The sequence below is a fragment of the Streptomyces sp. PA03-1a genome, assembly GCF_033792805.1.
Lineage (GTDB): Bacteria > Actinomycetota > Actinomycetes > Streptomycetales > Streptomycetaceae > Actinacidiphila.
Window position 1 is genome coordinate 14,358 of the sequence record NZ_JARAVO010000097.1, and the last position, 18,105, is coordinate 32,462.

Annotated in this window: 16 protein-coding genes; 9 read left to right on the forward strand and 7 right to left on the reverse strand. The window is 70.3% G+C overall.

The window, feature by feature from the left end:
* From PV341_RS22205 to PV341_RS22230, 6 genes are all read left to right on the forward strand, one after another.
* Positions 1-1,161, forward strand: a complete 1,161-nt coding sequence (locus tag PV341_RS22205) for a transglycosylase SLT domain-containing protein (RefSeq protein ID WP_500329272.1) — start codon at positions 1-3, stop codon at positions 1,159-1,161.
* A complete protein-coding gene (locus PV341_RS22210) occupies positions 1,158-1,466 on the forward strand; it encodes a hypothetical protein (RefSeq protein ID WP_500329273.1) in 309 nt (102 codons plus the stop codon). Before PV341_RS22205 ends, PV341_RS22210 begins: the two co-directional genes overlap by 4 nt.
* A complete protein-coding gene (locus PV341_RS22215; RefSeq protein ID WP_500329274.1) occupies positions 1,463-3,028 on the forward strand; it encodes a hypothetical protein in 1,566 nt (521 codons plus the stop codon). The genes PV341_RS22210 and PV341_RS22215 overlap by 4 nt, the downstream gene beginning before the upstream one ends.
* Entirely contained in the window at positions 3,025-3,741 is a 717-nt protein-coding gene (locus PV341_RS22220; RefSeq protein ID WP_500358823.1) for a hypothetical protein, read from the forward strand. The genes PV341_RS22215 and PV341_RS22220 overlap by 4 nt, the downstream gene beginning before the upstream one ends.
* A gap of 130 nt (positions 3,742-3,871) precedes the next feature.
* A complete protein-coding gene (locus PV341_RS22225) occupies positions 3,872-4,408 on the forward strand; it encodes a hypothetical protein (RefSeq protein ID WP_500329276.1) in 537 nt (178 codons plus the stop codon).
* Complete coding sequence (locus tag PV341_RS22230) at positions 4,405-6,975, forward strand: M48 family metalloprotease (protein ID WP_500329277.1); 2,571 nt, start codon at positions 4,405-4,407, stop codon at positions 6,973-6,975. The genes PV341_RS22225 and PV341_RS22230 overlap by 4 nt, the downstream gene beginning before the upstream one ends.
* A 445-nt stretch (positions 6,976-7,420) precedes the next feature.
* Here the strand turns inward: PV341_RS22230 and PV341_RS22235 are convergent, their stop codons facing one another.
* The 3 genes from PV341_RS22235 to PV341_RS22245 form a co-directional block, all read right to left on the reverse strand.
* On the reverse strand, positions 7,421-11,608 hold the full coding sequence (locus PV341_RS22235) for a carboxypeptidase regulatory-like domain-containing protein (RefSeq protein ID WP_500358824.1): 4,188 nt from the start codon (positions 11,606-11,608) through the stop codon (positions 7,421-7,423).
* 468 nt (positions 11,609-12,076) lie between these two features.
* Positions 12,077-12,553, reverse strand: a complete 477-nt coding sequence (locus PV341_RS22240) for a phage tail tube protein (protein WP_500358825.1) — start codon at positions 12,551-12,553, stop codon at positions 12,077-12,079.
* A 371-nt stretch (positions 12,554-12,924) separates the two neighbouring features.
* Positions 12,925-13,377 carry an STAS domain-containing protein gene (locus PV341_RS22245; protein ID WP_500358827.1) on the reverse strand — a complete coding sequence of 151 codons (453 nt, stop codon included), beginning with the start codon at positions 13,375-13,377 and terminating at the stop codon, positions 12,925-12,927.
* Positions 13,378-13,474: 97 nt separating this feature from the next.
* On the opposite strand from PV341_RS22245, the gene PV341_RS22250 reads away from it, so the two are divergent.
* The gene (locus tag PV341_RS22250) at positions 13,475-13,786 is read left to right on the forward strand and encodes a helix-turn-helix transcriptional regulator (protein WP_499516336.1); all 312 of its coding nucleotides are present in this window, start codon (positions 13,475-13,477) and stop codon (positions 13,784-13,786) included.
* Positions 13,787-14,432: 646 nt separating this feature from the next.
* On the opposite strand, the gene PV341_RS22255 is transcribed toward PV341_RS22250, so the two are convergent.
* From PV341_RS22255 to PV341_RS22265, 3 genes are all read right to left on the reverse strand, one after another.
* Positions 14,433-14,828: a DUF2267 domain-containing protein gene (locus tag PV341_RS22255; protein ID WP_500329281.1), complete on the reverse strand. Its 396-nt coding sequence runs from the start codon at positions 14,826-14,828 to the stop codon at positions 14,433-14,435.
* A gap of 109 nt (positions 14,829-14,937) precedes the next feature.
* Positions 14,938-15,327 (reverse strand): DUF2267 domain-containing protein, encoded by a 390-nt coding sequence (locus tag PV341_RS22260; protein WP_500329282.1) that lies wholly within the window; start codon positions 15,325-15,327, stop codon positions 14,938-14,940.
* Positions 15,328-15,435: 108 nt separating this feature from the next.
* Positions 15,436-15,870 carry an Hsp20/alpha crystallin family protein gene (locus PV341_RS22265; protein ID WP_499516341.1) on the reverse strand — a complete coding sequence of 145 codons (435 nt, stop codon included), beginning with the start codon at positions 15,868-15,870 and terminating at the stop codon, positions 15,436-15,438.
* A 129-nt stretch (positions 15,871-15,999) separates the two neighbouring features.
* Between PV341_RS22265 and PV341_RS22270 the strand changes: the two genes are divergently transcribed.
* Entirely contained in the window at positions 16,000-16,677 is a 678-nt protein-coding gene (locus tag PV341_RS22270; RefSeq protein WP_500358828.1) for an HSP18 transcriptional regulator, read from the forward strand.
* Positions 16,678-17,070: 393 nt separating this feature from the next.
* The gene (locus tag PV341_RS22275; protein WP_500358829.1) at positions 17,071-17,649 is read left to right on the forward strand and encodes a cysteine hydrolase family protein; all 579 of its coding nucleotides are present in this window, start codon (positions 17,071-17,073) and stop codon (positions 17,647-17,649) included.
* A 64-nt stretch (positions 17,650-17,713) separates the two neighbouring features.
* Here the strand turns inward: PV341_RS22275 and PV341_RS22280 are convergent, their stop codons facing one another.
* Positions 17,714-17,905 carry a hypothetical protein gene (locus PV341_RS22280; protein ID WP_500358830.1) on the reverse strand — a complete coding sequence of 64 codons (192 nt, stop codon included), beginning with the start codon at positions 17,903-17,905 and terminating at the stop codon, positions 17,714-17,716.
* Positions 17,906-18,105: the final 200 nt, after the last annotated feature.

The window sequence follows — 18,105 nt, forward strand, 5'->3', positions numbered from 1 at the left end:
ATGGCGCTGTCCGAATACCACGGCTTTGCCGATAGTGTGCGCTGGCGCCTGGTCCCAGAGGGCGTGCAGATCGAGGGCACGGGTGTCGAGCGCAGCAAGGGTCGCCCTGCGAGCGTCACCCGTGTCTGGAAGGACTACGAACCCGCGATCGACGAGGCGTCCCGGAACCACCGGGTGCCTGTCGAACTGATCATCGCCACCATCTGCACCGAGTCCGGCGGCCACCCGGACGCCGTACGGCTGGAGCCGGGGTACGCCTCGGACGAGAGGACCCCGAACAAGGTCAGTGTCGGTCTCACCCAGACGCTGATCTCCACTGCGCGGGACACGATGCGGCTGAGCCTCGGCCGGGACTGGCTCCTGGTGCCCGGCAACGCCATCACCGCCGGCACCGCGTACATGGCACTTCAGGCCCGGCAGACGGCACTGGACCCGCCTTTGGTGGCCGCCGCCTACAACGCCGGGCGCCTCGCTCATCAGACCGGGGCCCGCAACCGCTGGAAGCTCCGCCAGTACCCGATGGGGACCGGTGAGCACGTCGACCGCTTCGTGCGCTTCGTCAACGACGCGGTCGCCATGCTCGCGGAACACGGCGCACGCCCGTCACTCACACTGGCGTCGTTGCTGGGCGACTCGCCTCCCCGCCCCTCCGTTCCGGCTCCCGCGGCCGAGCCTGATGTCCGATGGGGTGCCCAGGCCCGCCGCGAAGCCGTCCCCGCGTACGCGCTCACCGTCCTGCGCGAGATCGCCGGCACCGCCCGCCTGTCCTCGCTCCTGGTCACCAGTACCCAGCGCACGCCCGAGGACCAGGCGCGGATCATGTACGACAACTGCGAGCACGCCGGGGTGCCCGCCCAGAAGAAGCTCTACGGGCGGTACGGCGACCAGGTCGTTGACGTGTACGCCGCCGGGAAGGCGGCCGGGCACAGTCCCGACCGGATCAGGGGTGCCATGCGCGACAAGATCGTGGAAGTCGGTGCGTCGAACGTCTCCCGGCACACCGCGGACCCCGGCCGCCTCGCCGTCCTGGACATCGCCCCCGGCTCGATCCACGACCGTGCCGCCTTCGAGCGTGCCGTACGGGCCGACAGTCGTGTGTCGCACTTCCTGCAGCCGCCCGACGACCCCGCCTACCACCTGGAAATCCCCTTGCAGAGGTGACCATGTCCCCGGGACTGCCCGACCTCCTCGCCGGCCTGGCTGGTGGACTGTCCGCCGCCCAGGCCGAACTCGACGCACGCGCTGCGCAGAGCCTGGACGCCTACGACGAAACCGGGATACCGCCCACCGCGCTGGCCTGGCGGCAGGTCCGCGTACGTGTCCCGTGCACGGTCCGCTGGATCCCGAAGACGGGGCCGGGCGCACCTTCCGGCACCCGGCTGAGCGCCTTGGGGAACGCCTTGCTCACCGTGGGGGTGCGCTACCAGGCCGCACCCTCAGGCCGTGTCGAGGAGGAGGGATCATGAAGGGAGAGGTCCTGGACGTCGCCACCGGCACGCCGGTGGTCGCCGTGGTCAGCGCATGGCGGCCGGCGGACCGGCCCGGCAGCGCAGATGCGCTGGACGCCACCGTCTGCGGCCCGGACGGCTTCAGCCTGGCGCTGCCCCTGACGATCGACAGCGATGTGGTGATCCGCGTCCACCGGGGGGACTCCGCGAAGGACTTCGACCCGCGCGCTCTCGCCGCCGTTGTGCAACTGCCCATGGGCCGAAGGCAGCCCGGATCCACAATCATCCGCATCGATGCCTCCGGCAACACCCGCCGGTTCTTCGGGCGAGCCAGCGGCGCGGGAGGGCGGCGGCTGTCGGCCGGCTCGGTCACCGCCATCGACCCGGGCCACGTACACCCCGCACAGAGCGCCGAACTCGCCTATGCCGGCCGCTTCACACTGTCCTACCCGGCCGACCGGGTGCCGCAGGGCCGACTCGTGCTCACCACCGCCACGAGCGACGGCACCCTCACCGCGGACTGGCCGCTGACCGACGGCACCGCTGAAGCCGACATCACCTTCACCGAGGTTCCGGGCACTCCTGTCACCGGCTACCGCATCGCCGGCCGACTGCTCGACCCGCTCAGCCGCGCCGCCGTGCCGAGGCTGCGCGTCGAGGCCTGGGACAAGGCACCCCGGCAGGGCGGCATGGTAGGCACCGCCACCGAAGCAGCCGACGACGGCACCTTCGACCTGCTGGTCCCTCCCGGCCCCGGTGGCGGGCCGCCCGACCTGTTCTTCCGGCTCCACAGCCACGACGTGCTGCTCGCTGCCACCGACACCACCGTCGTCTGGGACCAGACCGGACACGGAACTGTGGTCATCGAAGTCGCGGGAGACGAGCGGCCGGACGGTGACGTCGTCCTGCACGAACTCGGCGAGACCATCGCCGGCGCCGTCGACCGGATGCAGAGCGAGCTCGCCCGCTACCCGCGGGCCACCGGCTCGTACATCATCGACGAACTCGACCTCAGCATGCCGGTCGCCGTACAGATCGATCGCCTCGGTCAGGTCCGCACCACCGTGGTCGGCCGCGCACCTGCCGAGGAACAGCTCGGACGCATACGGATGCGGGTCCGCCCCGCGCCGGGCGGTGTCGCAGTACCCACGCCCGACAGGCTCGACCAGCCGCTGACCGTCCTGCCGGAACTCAGCGCCGAGACCATCACCCGGCTCACGGCGCTGCGGATCTACTCGGTGGAGGACCTCGCACGGCTCACCGCGCAGCCCGCAGGCCGGGAGTCACTCGCCGCCGTCGGGCTGGGCCCCGCCGACGGCCTCGCACCGTTGCTGGACAAGGTCGCCCTGCTCGCGTTGCCACCACTGCCCCGACCCGTGCGCGAGGCCCTGCTGCGACTTGGCATCACCAGCCCGAAGACGTTCGCCGGGCACCCCGACCCGGCCGCACTCGCCGACGCGATCGGGGCGCAGCTGGGACAGCCCATTCCCCAGACAGCCGTCGTCGAGTGGCAGCGCCAAGTGAACGAACTCCTGCACATCGCGCTCCCCGCCACCGAGACCCCGAAGGACCCGTCATGACCGGCGAACAACCCCTGGGCCGGCGCACCCCCGGTGACTTCCGCCACGTGCAGCGGTACCCCTACGCGGCCGTCGCCCCCGCCGCCGTACCGACGGTGGAGCGACAACTCCCGCTGCCCCGCTACCGAGACCTGTACGACCAGGGCCGTGAAGGCGCCTGCGTCGGATTCTCGTCGTCCTGGATGATGTCCATTCTCAACCGCCGTCGCTACGAGGCCCACTGGCTGTGGGACCGGGCCAAGGAGACCGACGAATGGCCCGACACCAAACCCGGCGACAACAACGGCACCTCCGTGCGCGCCGCGATGGACGTGCTGCGCACCCAGGGCCATCGCCGCCTGGTACGAGGTGCCGGCGGACCGGTCTCCCTGGCGGAGGGCATCCTGGAGAACCGCTGGGCCACCGGCACCGACGAGATCCGCTCGTGCGTCGCCAACGGCACCCCCGCCGTCCTGGGGTGCAATTGGTACGCGAATTTCGACACGCCCGAATCCCGCGGCCGCCAGGGGCATTGGATCGGCAGCGGTCCCCTCGGACGCGTCCGAGGCGGCCACGCCATATGCGTGTACGGCGCCTCGGACCGGCTCCAGGCGGTACGGCTGGTCAACAGCTGGGGCGACCGCTACCCCCTGGTGTGGCTGCCGTACGGCGTCTTGCAGCGCCTCATCGACGAAGACGGCGAGGCCGCCCTCGTCACGGACCGTCTGACATGACCGCCCGACTGCCGGACGAGTGGTGCGGCGCGGCCGGGTACGGAGCCATCGCGCCGGCGGGCCAATGCCACCAGCGCGATCCGCGTGGAGGACGGCGCGTGCCGCCAACGAGGGGAACGGAGGGACGGTGATGGGGAGATCACGTATTCCGGAGATTCAGCGTGAACACATACTCGCCATTTCGGAACGCGCCATTGGAGTGCTGGCTCCGCAGGAGCTCCCACAGCTGAACGCTTACGGACAGGCGTTCTTCACGGACCGATCGCGAACGTTGCGGCTGAGTCGTCCGGACACTGCCACGGAGGCCGTCGGCTTCGGTTTGGCGGAACTGGTCGAGGTCGTGACACCACTGGTCCTCGCTGCGGTGGCCGATGCGGTCCTGCCTCCGGCGCAGAATTTCCTGTGTGCCTGGGGGCGGCGCATATGGAACCGGCTGCGGGGTACGACCCAAGGCCCCGAACGGCTTGAGACCGAATCCACCGCGGACCGGAACGGGCGGGACCCGCTGGCCTCACTGACGGCCGACCAGCTCATCCGGGTCCGGCAGACCGCACTCGCAGTGTCCGGGCGCATGGGCTGGGACGACAACGTCTCCACACTCTTCGCGGATTCACTCCTCGGGGCACTGACCATCACCGCGGCACCCGAAAACAGGTCATGCGAATGACGAGAGCCGACGGCCATCCAGACATCCCTTCCCCTACGACCGCACGACTGGCGCTGCTGCTCGCCGCAGTGCTGGCCTGCACGACAGTCATGCACAATCTCACCTTCTACAGCGTGATGTCGCGAGACAACGCATACCTGAGAAGGTGGCAGACCTGCGCCCTCAGGGCGTCCGAAAATGCGGCACCGGGCAGGTTCAGCACGCAGGAGACAGTGTGCATGGCGCCGTACGAGCGAGCCGTGGCCTGGTGGATCGTCACCGCGTTACTCGCGCTGCTCCTCCTGGCGGCAGCCCTGTATGCGCTGTTTCCACGATGGCGGCAGTGGCGTGATGTCGCCGGCCCGCTACCGGATCACGGCCCGCAGCCGGATCCATTGCGGACGGAACTGTCGTGTCTGGTCGAGCTCGCCGGACTCCGGAAGGCTCCGGAGTTCCTCAGTTCCCCACGACCCAGCACTGGCGCGGTCACGTTCGGGAGGATGGGACGCTACCGGATACGGTTGAACATCGGCCTCCAGGCGCTCCTGCACCGCGACCCACAACGGTTCCGCGCCGTGGTCCTCCACGAACTCGCCCATGTACGGCATCGCGACGCGCACACTCACTATCTGGCGAAATCGGTCTGGTGGGCGTTCATCGTAACGGCGGTCATTCCCGTTCCCCTCTCTTTGCTCACCACGGATCGCATCACCGGCCCGGCATGGCTGTGGCGGCTGCTGGCGCTGACTGCGATGGTCCATCTCCTGCGCACCGCTCTGCTGCACATACGCGAGTACCAGGCTGATCTCGCCGCCAGGGGCGGACTCAAGGATCCCTCAGCCATGGAAAGGGCACTCACCGCCCCCTTGACACAGGATCCTGCGAAAAGGCACGTCGCCTGGAGAAGGTTTGCCGCACCTCATCCCTCGCCCCGGGCCCGACTCGACAACCTCGCGGACCCCGATCGCAGAACCCGGATCGGCTTCTGGGAGAGCCTTGCGGCCGGTGTCACCGCGAGCCTGGCCGTGGAGGGGATCCACCAGTGGCTCATCCTGGCCTTCCCCGGCGGCTCACCGCTGGGACTCCGGTGGATCGCAGCGCTGCTGCCCGCCCTGCTGGTGGGCGGTGTGATCGCAGCAGGGGCCTGGCGGGCAGCGGGCGAGCCGGGACACGATGCCCCCGGCGCCGGCATTGCGGGCCGTACGGTCGGCAGCGGGCTGGGACTGGCAGCGGGTCTGCTGGCTGGATACCGGATGGCCCCGGCCACCATCTTTGCGGACGTCATCGGTCCGAGTGGAACGGCTTCTCTCGCGGTGTGGGCCGTGCTGGGGGTGAGCCTGGCAGTGCTGACCACCTTGGCCATCGGATGGATCGAGCAGTGCGCACGCCTTTGGCGGTCGAGCGCGGCCACGTGGCGATCCTGGCGAGCAGGGGCGGTTGCCCTGGCGCTCCTGCTGTCCACCGTGCTCGCCTACTGGCCGCTGTTCGCAGATTTCGGAACCGCTGTCTGGCAGGAGGCGGACCGTCTGGCGGTGGAGGAATTCCGGCAGGCCGCAGGCGCTGCCTCAGCCGGCCCCTACTGGGCCTACGCGATGTTCGAGCATCCTGTGGTGACGCAGTTCTCGCAGTGGAGGCCGGCGCTCGCCGCATCCGTCGTGGTGTGGGTACTCCCGCTCAGTGCCCCGGGAGTCGGCGCGTCCGTGCTCGCCGATCGGACGGTACGGCTCGGCCCTCCCACAGCGTTCCTCGTATACGCGGCGGGTTCGACCGCGGCCCGCTTGCTCATCCGTGCTCGTGTGTCCGACGACACCCGCTTCTCGGAGGGGTTCACGCTCGCCTTCGGGCACTGGTCCGTGGTCGGCGCGGTGGCTCTCGCAGTGCTCGTGGCGCATGTCGTACTGATCAACTCCCGCCTCGGGGCTTCCCCACCGAATCGAGCCGTTCCTGCCGCGGTGTTCGCCGGATACGCGGCAGCCCTGTTCAGCGCCGCCGCGCTGTTCACGGTGAACAGCGGTTTCCGATGCGCTGACGGGCTTGCGGCCGGTGAGGGCTGCACGGCCGGAGTCGATGGCACATGGGTCCTCGACACCACCGCAAGGATTCTTGTCCTGACCGTTCTTGCCACCGCGCTCACAGTCCCCGCGGCGTTGCTTCTGACGCGAGGAAAACCCATGTCCACCCCAAGCCCGACCGGGAACCCGAGGACGCGCAACCCGGCGGTGCCGGCGCTGCTCGGCGCCGGTCTGTGCCTGGTGGTGTACGGAACCGTCGGCGAGATCCCTGCCGAGTCCGCGCGGGAATCCCCCGCAGGTATCGCCTCGCCCATCGGCTCAGGGGAGGAATCCGCCCGGAAGGCGTGCACGCTGTACGCGGAAGTGCTTGCCTCTGCCGCGGATGGCCAGGCCGCAGAGGTCAACGCGAACCTCCTGCTTGCCTTGCGGCTGGCGAGCGACAGCGGCGACCCGGATCTCGCGCAGGGGCTGCGGTCTCTGATGGACGCGGGGATGCGCGGCGACGCGGCTGAATTCGCCAAGGCATCCAGCGACACCGCTTCTGCTTGCCTCACCCACGGCGTCCCTATCCGGTGAACGGGTCTGATCCGCTCCGCCGGCTCATCATCCCCCTCGACGGAGGCAGTCACGTCGCTCATCGGGTGTTCCTACTTGATCGCGAGACCGTGCAGTCCCGTACCCCGCTTGGGAGGTCCTACTGACCTTTCGTCGGGTTGTCGGGTCGAGTGAGAGCCCGGTTCCCGCGAGGCATCCGTGGATGAGGCGGAGTCTTCGCTGGATGCTGTGCAGGCCGCAGCGGACGGATCTCACGAAGTGGCCCCGAGCGCCACCGCGGTGGCTTTGCCCGGGGCCGGGGCCCTTCACCGAGCCGGCCACCGCTGCATCGTCACGGTGGCGAGCATTCGCACTCGCTCCTGAGCCGCTTGACCCTACGGTGTGAGACCCCACCCTGCGCATATCCCATGGCCACGGATATGCGCAGGGGCCGCCCGACGTCATCCACGACAACCCAACGGAAAGGTCAGTAACGCCTGGTCAGAACCACGTCGGTGGTGACGGCGTCACGACCGCGCGGTCGCACCGTGCGTTCGGCCGTCCGGTAGCCATCGGCACTCACGGTGAGGGAAACGGTCGGTCCGGCGTCCGGGAGCCACAGCTGGTACGAGCCGTCGACCGCGGTGCTGAGCGTGTGCGCGCCCGCCCCGGTCCCGACGCGGACCGTGGCTCCGGCCAGCGGGGTGCTGCCGCCATGTCGCTCGGCGCCGCTGACGGTGCCGGTCAGGTGCGTCCACCCCGGCGGCGCCACCACGGTCATGGTGACCGGCACGGTGACGGAGGCGTACGGCCCGTCGCTGTCGATGACCAGCCGCGCCTGGTGCACGCCCGCGTCGGCCGGACCCATGTCCCGGGCGTCGACGGTGACGGTGAGCTCCGCCGTCCTGCCCGCGCCGACGGATGAGGAGCCCGCCTTCGCCGCCAGCCACGTCACGTCCCCGTGGGGTGCGTCGTAACCGGGCAGTTCGAGGGCGGAGGTCTGCATCACCCTGTCGGCGCTCTGGCCGCCGAGGACCGACCAGCCGGGCGCTCCGGCCGCCGCGTACAGCGGCTGCGGCAGGTTCGGCAGCGCGCTCCACGTGTCCGCGGCCGGATCGTAGGCGTAGGCCTCGTTGGTCACCGCGGCGGCCCCGACCAGCACACCGCCGGCGGCCATGAGCCGGCCCGCGCCGCTCGCCGTCGCGGCACCCCAGAAGTCCACCGGGGGGTCGGCGATCGGCGTCCAGCGGCCCGCGGCCGGGTCCAGGGCGTAGCCCACGGCCGTGGCGTGGGCAGGCTGCCCGTCGCCCTGGTGGACACCGCCCGCGCAGTACAGCGTCCCGTCGACGGTTCCGCAGCTCTGCCAGGAGGTCGGCACAGGGTAGGCCGGTCCCGTGGACCACGTGTCGCCGGCCGGGTCGTAGACCTGGACGTCGCGTGTGCCGCAGGAGATGCCGGTGCAGCCGCCGATCACGTAGAGCCGGTCGCCGGCCGCCGCCGCGGCCGAATTGCCGTACGCCTTGGGCGCGTCGGCGATCCGCGACCATGTGTCGCTCGCCGGGTCGTAGACCTCGCCCCCGGCGATCGGCGTGCCCGCGCGGTTCTTGCCGCCGACGACGTACAGCTTGCCCCGGACGAACCCGTAGGCCGCGCCGCTGCGCTTGGTGACGGCCGGGGCGAGGTCCTTCCAGGTCGCCGTGGCCGGGTCGTAGGAGCGCAGGGCGGTAGTCCACTGACCGTCGGGGGTCTGGCCGAGACCGGTGTAGAGGACGCCGTCGTACGCGGCCGCGATCCCCCCGGTCATGGGCTGCGGGAGGTCCGCGAGCGGCTGCCACGCCTGCCCGGCGGTCGCCCCGGCGGTCCGGCCCGCCGCCGTGGTGTCCGTCGTGGCGGTGGCCGCGACGTCGAGCGGATCGGGTCTGGCGGCCCTCCGCTCCCTGGGGGCGCCGGACACGCGTGCCGGGGTTCCCGCGACGGCCTGCTCGCCGACGGCGAGAGAGGCCGGGGCGCCGCCGGTGTTGCGCACCTTCACCGTGACGGTCTTCTTCCCGCCCCAGGGAACGGTGACGCCCACCGCACCGGGGGTGGCCTTCAGCCGGGACGGGCGCAGCGCGAGGTCCGCGGCGGTGACCGTGTCGGCCTTGACCGTCGCCGCCGACGTCCCGGCCGGATAGCCGAAGGCGGGCAGGGCGGCGGTGAACTCCTGGCGGCCGGTACGGGAGGAGAAGGCCCAGTACAGCCCGTCGCCCACGGCCGGGTCGTCCGGCGTGGCGATGCTGTGGCCGCTGGCCTCGGGGGCCTTCGCGGCGGAGACGGTCGCGCCGACCACTCCGGCACCGGTGTTGGCGTCCGTCACCCGGCCCGTCAGCAGCCCACCGGGCACGGTGACCAGCGAGCGGGTGCCGACGGCGACGTTGTCCAGCTGCCAGATGCCGGTCAGGGAGCCGGCGAAGTGGAAGCGCAGCCGCACCGAGGACTTGCCGGCGTAGGCGGTGAGCGGAACGACCTGGTGGGAGGGGCCCTCCACGACGTCCGTGTGGTGCCAGAGGTTGTCCCAGTGGTCCCCGCCGTCGGTGCTCACGTCGATGTCGGCCGTGGGGTCGTTGAAGCGCCACAGACTGGGCAGCGCGGTGTCGAACTCCAGCGCCGGCCGGGTCTGCGCCGAGAGGTCGTAGTCAGGGCTGATCAGTTCGGTGTCGACCTCGCCCCAGCCGAGGGCGTAGTCGTCGACCTGGGCGAAGCCGCCGTCACCACCGGTCTGGTTGCCGCGGGTCAGCGGGTCGTCGAAGCCCCAGCCGCCGGCGGCGGTGTGGTTGACGATGCTCCACCCGGCAGGCTTCGCGGCGGTGTCGAAGGACTGGAAACCGCCGCCGTGGTAGTCGACGGCGTAGCCGGGCGGGAGGGTGCCGGAGCCGACCAGCGGGAGCGTCAGGTCGGCCGTCTTCGGGGACGATCCGAGCACGACCTTCGTCTCGGCCGGGCGGTAGCCGGGGTAGAGGCCGGTGGCGCGCAGCGTGTACGTCTTGCCGCGCTCGAGGCGGACGGAGTAGCGGCCCGTCCTGGGGTCGGTGTGGACGGTGCCGGGCACGCCGTCGACGGTCAGCCGGGCGTAGAGGCCCCAGCCGTGTCCGCCGCCGTCCCGGACCGTCCCGGAGACCGTGGTGGTCGGCACGGCCGCGAGCGCGGCGTTCCTGGTCAGCTCCGTGCCGTCGGCGAGGGTGACCTTGCCCAGGTCCTTCACGGAGTAGCCGAAGGCGTTGACCGTCAGCGTGTACGAGCCGGTGGGCGCCGCCAGCGACCACCTTCCGTCCGCGCCGGTGACCGCCGCATGCGCGCCCAGCCGCACCGTCGCGCCGGACAGCGCCTTGCCGGTGGCCTTGTCGGTGACCTTGCCGGTCACGGTGCCGTGCGGGCCGGGGCGGAAGGCGCCGACGCCGTTCGGCGTGCCCAGTCCCGTGGGTCCGTCGTAGCCGGGGCCGGCGGTGCAGCTGTTCGCAGGCTCGCATGGGGACGTGGTGTCCGGGTCGCAGGGTGCGTCGTCGGAGCAGTGGCCGTTGCTGCCGGTGGTCACGTCGTTGAGCGCACCGAGCGCGCGGTACGGGTACCCGGCCGGGTAGGTACCCTCGACGGGCGTCCCGGCCAGCGCGTACAGACCGGCGATGATCGGGGCGGAGGCGCTGGTGCCGCCGTAGACGCCCCATCCGCCGCCGGAGTAGGTGTTGTAGACCGCCACGCCGGTGTCGGGGTCGGCGACCGCGCTGACGTCCGTCACCGACCGCTTGTCGCAGCCGGTGCCGGTCTGGAACGCCGGCTTGGGCTGGTAGCCGGAGCACCCCGAGCCGGTGCCGCTCCACACCGTCTCCGTCCAGCCGCGCGCACCGGTGTCGCTCCTGCTGAGCGAGGTGCCGCCGACGGACGTCACGTAGGGGGAGGAGGCCGGGTAGCTCAGCCCGTGGCCGTAGTCGCCGGAGGCGAACACCACGGCGGTGCCGGGGTGGTCGAAGTACGCCGCGTCCAGGGCGGCGAGGTCGGGGCCGTCGTAGTAGGCGCCGTAGGAGTTGGAGACGTAGCGGGCGCCCAGCGCCACTGCGGTGTTGACGGCGGTGCCCAGGTCGTCCGTGGCGGAGCTGTCGGCCTCGACGAGGAGGATGTGCGCCTTCGGCGCGACGGCCGAGACCATGTCCAGGTCCAGGGATATCTCGCCGGCCCAGCCGTCGTTGGGCTGCGGGTAGTCGGTGCCGCCGCGCTGGTCGACCTTGCGGAAGCAGCCGTTGTCCGCCGTGCACGGCGGCAGCCCGTACTGGGTCCGGTAGGCGGCGAGGTCCTGCTCGGCCATCGGGTTGTCGTAGGCCGCCACGACCGCGATGGTCGCCCCGGCGCCGCCGTCCGCGGGCAGGTCGTACGCCGAGCGCAGGTCGGCCGGGCTGAATCCCTCGGGAGTGGCGGACCGTGCGGTGCGACCGCTGTCGGTGTCCGCTCGGCGCACCGCGAAGCAACCGAAGTGCCCGGGCTGCGGGGCGCCGCACAGCGACTCCGCCGCCGGCCCGGCGTCATCGGCGACGGCCGGGCTCTGCTGGGGCAGTTGGACCGCCAGGGCGGCCAGCAGCAGGGCCGCGGCCCCGCCGACGGCACGTTGCCACGGGGATCCCGTTGGCCGGGCGGGGGCACCCCTCAAGTACCGGGAGAGGGGGCGCGAAGGACGGGGAACGAGCACGGGGCGACTCCGGCAGTGGTCCGATAACGTTGTCGGGCACATGACGCGCTGCCCGAAGAAAGATCGCGCGCCCTCGACAACCAGGTCAATGGATGGAGTTGGCGACTTGGCGCCGCGTGTCGTATTCACGACTTCTCGGCCACCGCTCCACCGCGGCGGGTGCACCTCACCATCGGGCGGCCGGTCCGGTCGCCCGGCCGCCGCGTGCGAGGGGCCGAGCGGTCATCCCGTCGACCCTGTTCACAACCTGGCAACGCCTGAGCCCTGTTGTGCAGGGCGTCCGCGCCGTTGCCGTCTGCGCTTGGCAAGGGCCTCATCGCGACCTGTGGCCCTCGAACCGGCCGCGGGAGTGGGATGTGGTCCCGCCGGGCTCGTCCGGTCTCATGTTGAGCTGGGCGCGGCCGTCTCCGGCGTCGGCGGTCCACAGGTTCAGGGACGGCACGCGGTGGAACTCGCTGTTGGCGAGATGCTGCTGCAGCACCCCGGGGGAGACCACTTCCGCCAGGCCGGAGTATCAGACGGCGCCCGGCGGGTACGTGATGACTCCGTCGCCGTTGTCATTCCCGAAGGGGGCCGCCGGGACCATCTCTTACGCGCTCTCGACGCCATGACGTCACCCTTGCGCAGGATGACGACGAAGCCCTCCTCGCCCTTCTTGAGCAGGGTCTCGATGGTGTCGCCGGCCTTGTCCTCGCCGGGGATCGACGTGGTCAGCGTCGAGCCCAGGTCGGGGGTGTCGATCGGGGAGTTGCCGAGCGACCAGTCGGCGACGTCGGTGATCGCGCCGGACAGGTCGACCGGTGGTGATCTCCTGGCGGGTCGGCACGTTCGTCGCCGCGGTATGTCCGCCAGGAAGTAGATCTTGGTGACGCCACGGCGCATGAACCGCTGCTGCGTGGTACCCAAGGGGGGGGTGCTCACTGTCCGGGGACCCCAGCCCCGGCGTGCGGAGGCCCGTCCTCAACAGGTCGCAAGACTGCGACCGGAGGGTCAGTCCGTACCGTTTGGCCGGACGTCCATGCAGGGGCCTCCGCGGTGAGGTGCGATCAGACGTCAGCCGTTCGGTATCGACACCGTCAGGACGAATCGCTGCACGTAAGTGCAGGTGGAGCTCACGACACGTCCTTTCCTCACGGTCAACGTCGTCGGACACGATCAGTGATCGGCAGGTGACATGGGGTCTCCAACCGACGGGCTGGTTACCTTCGAGCTTGGCAACCGGCGCCCCTGGACACCAGCTTCCGCCGGCGTCCGCTACGCACCCGTGCGCACCGGTGTCAGCGGCCGCGGGTGAGCAGTGCCCGGGTCTCGGTCAAGTCGAGGACGCGGGCGACGGGCGGGCTCATGACCTTGATCGTCAGGATGCCGCCGCCGCGGCCGTCGAAGGTCCTGGCCTCCAGCAGCGCGTTGAGGCCCGAGCAGTCGAAGAAGGTGACCCCGGACAAGTCCAGCTTGAGGCCTTCGGGGTGGGCGCGCATGGCCGCGATGAGGCAGCGTTCCAGGTCCGCTGCGCAACCGGCGTCCACTTCCCCGGTGATCACCGCCACCGCACCGTCCGTTCCGCGCGCTGCGAGGCTCAGCGTGGCCCGGTCGGCGAAGCTCCGCGTGCCTCCGGGAGGCAGATAGGTGGGCAGCGCCCAGGGGTCGGGGGCGGTGCCGTCGTCTTCGTGGGTGTGGTCCGGCCGCGACATCGTGGGCTCCCGCTGCTCCACCAGGGGACTTCCTGCCACCTGTGATGATGCTCGGACCGGCAACGTACGTCAAACAAATCATGAAATATTTTTCGTGGGTTGATAATCAGGAAACGGGGAGCGCATGATGGGGCGCATGGACGGACGCGCACAGGACCAGGACCAGCCGAGGTGGACCTTCCTCACCAGTCACGCGCGGGTCCTGATCATGATCGCCCGCGACCCCGGCATCAGGCTCCGTGACGTGGCTTCCGCCTGCGGCCTTACGGAGCGGACGGTGCAGGGCGTGGTCTCCGACCTCGAAGAGGGCGGATACCTGGTCCGGTCGCGCGAGGGCCGGCGCAACCGCTACGAGATTGTCCCTGGCGCCATGTTCCGCCATCCGGCCGAGTCCGATCACGAGATCGCCGGCCTCTTGGCGCTGATCACCGAACCCCCGGCGCCGTGACGGCCGGCCGTGTTGTCGGTGCCGGGTGGGGCACTGGCGTACGGAAGCCCGTCATCGCAAGGCTACGAACCACAGGGTCAGCCCGTACCGTGTAGCCGGACGTCCGAGCAGGGCCCCCGCGGTGAGGTGCGATCACGCGTCCGCTGTTCGATGGCAGCTACCCGTCACCTTTGAGGTGGATGCATGCATCTGCACCGCAGTCGAGTGGTCAGCAGCGCCTGGTTGGGAGCTTTCCTGGGCGCGCTTCGCGGGCCAACCGTTCTCGCGGGTGTTCCTCGGGATGATCGCCGGGCAAGGGAGGGCTCGCGGCGGCGCGTCCTCCCCTGGTGGTTACTGTGGACGGGGCGCGAGCCGGCTGCCGCGCTGGGCGGTAGCGGCCCGCCGCTCCCTGACATGTCCACCTGTGCTGGAAGCAGTACCGACGTACTGAGACGCTGGCCGAGTTCTTGCTCGGCTCGCTCCCGCAAGCTGTTTCGTAGGCCTTCAGCGCGGAATGCTCGACTCGGCGTAGGTACTGTGTCCGTTGCTTTGCGATGCCCCTTGTCCGTAAGCGGCTCCTGGCGCTCTTTCACCCGTGCGCAACGAGCTCAGTCCGAGTGGGTTCCGAAGGGGTGAATTGCTGGGCGAGAGCCGACCGCGGCCACCGCTATGCGGTCGGCGCCAGTTCGGCCCGGCCGAAAAGCAAGGCGTACCCGGTTGGCAGTTGTGCGAGAACGCGGTTGATGAGGTCGTTCCCGGTCAGGCGACTGAGAATCGCGAAAACGGTCCCGGCGTCCCAGCGTGCGGTGGCGGGCGTGCCGCCGGTGCGGGTGGCCAGGTCGCTGACGAAGTCGAAGCCGGTGAGCGGTTCGGTGCGGGGGAGCTGGGCGGTGAGCTCGAGCGCGGCCTCGACCGGAAGCCGGGCGGCCAGGGCGACGCGTTCTTCGCCGATCAGCTGCCGACCGAGTCCGGCCAGCACATCACGGACGGCCTGCTCGGCCCGTTCGCGGGTTGGGTAGGCACCCTCGTAGCGTACGTGCTCGACCATCGCGTCGAACGTCATCGCCGGTGTACGGAGGTCCGCTGGGGGCTGCGGGGACATCGGTGTGCCTTTCATCTTCTTGTTGTGGTGTGGGGCGGGGGCAGCGTGTCCCGCCCCACGGTCGTGAGGGTCAGGCCGGCTCGAGGTGACCGAACAGCAGGTCGTAGCCCGGGGGCAGCTGAAGCAAGAGCCGGCGCAGGAGGTCCTGTCCGGCCTCCTCGGCGGCCACGCTGAGGACGGCGCCGACGTCCCAGCGTGCGGTCTGTTCGGTGGCGCCTTCGATCCAGGCGGCGGTGGCCCGCACGAACCGCTCGGCGTCCAGCGGCTCGGCGGCCTGCAGCGGATTGAGCAGGATGAGTGCGTAGGTCTCCGGCAGTCGGGCGGCGAGTTCCGCACGCTCCTCGCCGACCACGTGTGCGCCCAGGAGGGCCAGCACGACGCGTGCGGCCTGGTCCGCCTCCTGTGGTGTGGAGTATTCGCCGCGTTCCTGCACGCGTGCGAGGAACGCATCCGGTCGCATGGCCACGGTAATCCCCTTGAGTTACGCGGAGGACGGAACCGAGGAGGGAGGGAAACGGTTAGCCGTCCTCCGCCGCCTGCGTGTGCCGGGTGGTGCCCGGCTCAGGGCTCAGCCGCTGATCTGCTTGCGGTCGCCGGTGGACGTGATGGCGATCTTGCGGGGCTTGGCCCGCTCCGCGATCGGGATGCGCAGGGTCAGAACGCCGGCGTCGTATTCGGCCTCGATGTGGTCGGCGTCCAGGGTGTCGGCGAGCATGAGCTGCCGGGAGAAGACGCCGAGGGGCCGTTCGGACAGTTCCATCTGCACGTCGTCGGCCTTGGCGACGGGACGGCGTTCGGCTTTGACCGTGAGCATGTTGCGTTCGACGTCGATGTCGATCGCTTCCGGCGATACGCCGGGAAGGTCGAGGGCGATCACGTAGTGGTCGCCTTCGCGGTAGGCGTCCATCGGCATCGTCGAGGGCCTCGTCCATGTGCCGGACGTCCCCAGGAGCTGCTGGGTCAGACGGTCCAGCTCACGGAACGGATCGGTGCGCATCAACATCGTGAAACACCTCCAAGCGTTCGGGCAGTGGCTGCCAATGCGCTTCACCTGCTTTCACTTGTACCATGTCGTCCAAGCGATGACAAACGTCAAGTCGTCGAGGCGATGACACGAAGGAGACACTGCCTCATGGATGCCACCGAGCCCGCTGCGTCGACGGCTGCCGGCGAGGATGGAGCCGTGCCACTCCTGGCCGCCGCAATTGCTCTGGCAGCCATCGACGACGCTCTGCGTACGGCCCGCGCCGCGGATACGACGCCGGCAGCCATCTCAGGTGACGACACAGAACAGGCGCTGGCCTCGCTCACGCTGCTGCGAGAGGTGCGCGAGCAGCTCGCCGGCTGGGAGAGGGGCCTGATTGAGACCGCCCGCGCCGCCGGCACCAGCTGGGCCGAGCTGGCAGGCCCTCTCGGGGTCGCCAGTCGCCAGGCTGCCGAACGCCGCTACCTGCGGCTGCAGCCGGGAGCGGCAGGCAGTACCGGGGAGGAGCGGGTGAAGGCCACCCGCGACCGCCGTGCCGCCGACCGCACCGTCACAGCCTGGGCACGAGACAACGCCGCAGACCTGCGCCGCCTGGCCGCTCTCATCACCGGGCTCTCCGACCTTCCCCCCGCGGCCCGCTCCGCCATCGCCGCCATCGACAGGGCCCTCGCCCACAACGATGCGGCCCGATTGATGACCCCCCTTGCGGCCGCCCGCATCCATCTGCAGCCGGGGCATCCGGAGATAGCTGCGCGCGTGGACGCTCTCATTCGGCACGCCGACCAGCTGCGCCAGGACAGCAACGACCAGCGACGCGACGCTTGACCCAGCGGAAGCGACCGCAGCGGGTTGGCGTCCACCGGGCAGGCCCGAACGGTGGAACGGCGGTCGATGCGAACCGGGCGGCGCGGCGCGCCGCCTGTCACCAAAGATCAGGTCCGCCGCCCCGCAGCCCGCCGCAGCAAGACGAGAATGTCCCTCGGCCCATGAGCCAGATCGAGGATGCGCTCATCCAGCCGGACCCGGCGCCCGCCGCATTCCGAAGGCGGGATACACGATCACTCGGCATTCCACCCCTCCGTGCTGCGACGCAGTCTTGATGGCCGCATCCTGGAAGAACGACCCTGTCCGGAGTTTTCTGCACCTCCCCCGCGTACAAGCCCAGCACGCCGCCGGGGAGTGATCGCCTGACACGGCAACCATCGAGGTCCGCAACGAATGCACGACAAGGAAACGACCGCGCTCGTCGTGATCGACATGATCAATACGTATGAGCACGAGGACGCCGAACTGTTGCTGCCATCTGTGCGAGAGGCGCTTCCGGGCGTACGGAGGCTGATCTCACGCGCTCGCGCCGTCGGTGTGGACGTCATTTACGTCAACGACAATTACGGACGCTGGCGCTCCCATCACGACGAAATCCTCGACATGGCACTCGCTGGCCCTCACGCCGACCTGGTCGAACCGGTCAAGCCCGACGCCGACTCGCTGTTCGTCGTCAAAGCCCGGCATTCGATCTTCTTCCAGACCCCGCTGGAGTACCTCCTGGACCGGCGGAACGTCGGCCATCTCGTGCTGTGCGGGCAGGTCACCGAGCAGTGCGTGCTGTATTCGGCACTCGACGCGCACGTCCGGCACCTGCCGACGACCGTCGCGAGTGACGCCGTCGCCCACATCCATCGCGACCTGGCCGACGCGGCGCTGCGCATGATGGAGCGCAACATGGGCACCCACCTCTGCCCGGCGGACGAAGTCCCGCTGGGCGTCGAGGCCGGGACACCGCTCCCGCCACCATGACCGGTCCGGTCCGCCAACAAGGCCATGTGCTTCACGAACGCGAGGCCCTCTGGCGATCGGACGCTCAGCAGGAAAGTGCCTCATCGCAAATGCCGCCATGGCTGGCAAGCCGCTCATTGTGGTGGAGCAGAACAGCAGTGGCGGGTGCTCGCGCCAGGGAACCCACCACTTGGACGAACACCTCGCCGATCTGCTTCAGGCACTCGCTCGTCGCGTGAATCTGTGCGTCGTTCCCAGCCGCGATCTTCCACGCCAAGGGCGACCGGGTACCTGCGCGAGGACGTCGGCGACCGGGACATGCTTATCCTGCTCATGGCCAATGCCGGCGTCATCAACGCTGGCGGCGACGCTGCCCTTACGCCTGGCGCCGCATGTGGCCCACATGCTCCGATCCTTCGCCACCCCGAGTCATCCCTGCCCCGCTCCCCGACGACCCCGTACCCACCGCCCCTCTAC

What these genes read in the sequence shown, in the direction of transcription:
- PV341_RS22275 (WP_500358829.1), top strand. Translation starts at nt 17,071, where the DNA reads ATGCACGACAAGGAAACGACCGCGCTCGTCGTGATCGACATGATCAAT.
- PV341_RS22260 (WP_500329282.1), bottom strand. Translation starts at nt 15,327, where the DNA reads ATGCGACCGGATGCGTTCCTCGCACGCGTGCAGGAACGCGGCGAATAC.
- PV341_RS22270 (WP_500358828.1), top strand. Translation starts at nt 16,000, where the DNA reads ATGGATGCCACCGAGCCCGCTGCGTCGACGGCTGCCGGCGAGGATGGA.
- PV341_RS22250 (WP_499516336.1), top strand. Translation starts at nt 13,475, where the DNA reads ATGGACGGACGCGCACAGGACCAGGACCAGCCGAGGTGGACCTTCCTC.
- PV341_RS22205 (WP_500329272.1), top strand. Translation starts at nt 1, where the DNA reads ATGGCGCTGTCCGAATACCACGGCTTTGCCGATAGTGTGCGCTGGCGC.
- PV341_RS22265 (WP_499516341.1), bottom strand. Translation starts at nt 15,870, where the DNA reads ATGTTGATGCGCACCGATCCGTTCCGTGAGCTGGACCGTCTGACCCAG.
- PV341_RS22220 (WP_500358823.1), top strand. Translation starts at nt 3,025, where the DNA reads ATGACCGGCGAACAACCCCTGGGCCGGCGCACCCCCGGTGACTTCCGC.
- PV341_RS22255 (WP_500329281.1), bottom strand. Translation starts at nt 14,828, where the DNA reads ATGACGTTCGACGCGATGGTCGAGCACGTACGCTACGAGGGTGCCTAC.
- PV341_RS22215 (WP_500329274.1), top strand. Translation starts at nt 1,463, where the DNA reads ATGAAGGGAGAGGTCCTGGACGTCGCCACCGGCACGCCGGTGGTCGCC.
- PV341_RS22225 (WP_500329276.1), top strand. Translation starts at nt 3,872, where the DNA reads ATGGGGAGATCACGTATTCCGGAGATTCAGCGTGAACACATACTCGCC.
- PV341_RS22230 (WP_500329277.1), top strand. Translation starts at nt 4,405, where the DNA reads ATGACGAGAGCCGACGGCCATCCAGACATCCCTTCCCCTACGACCGCA.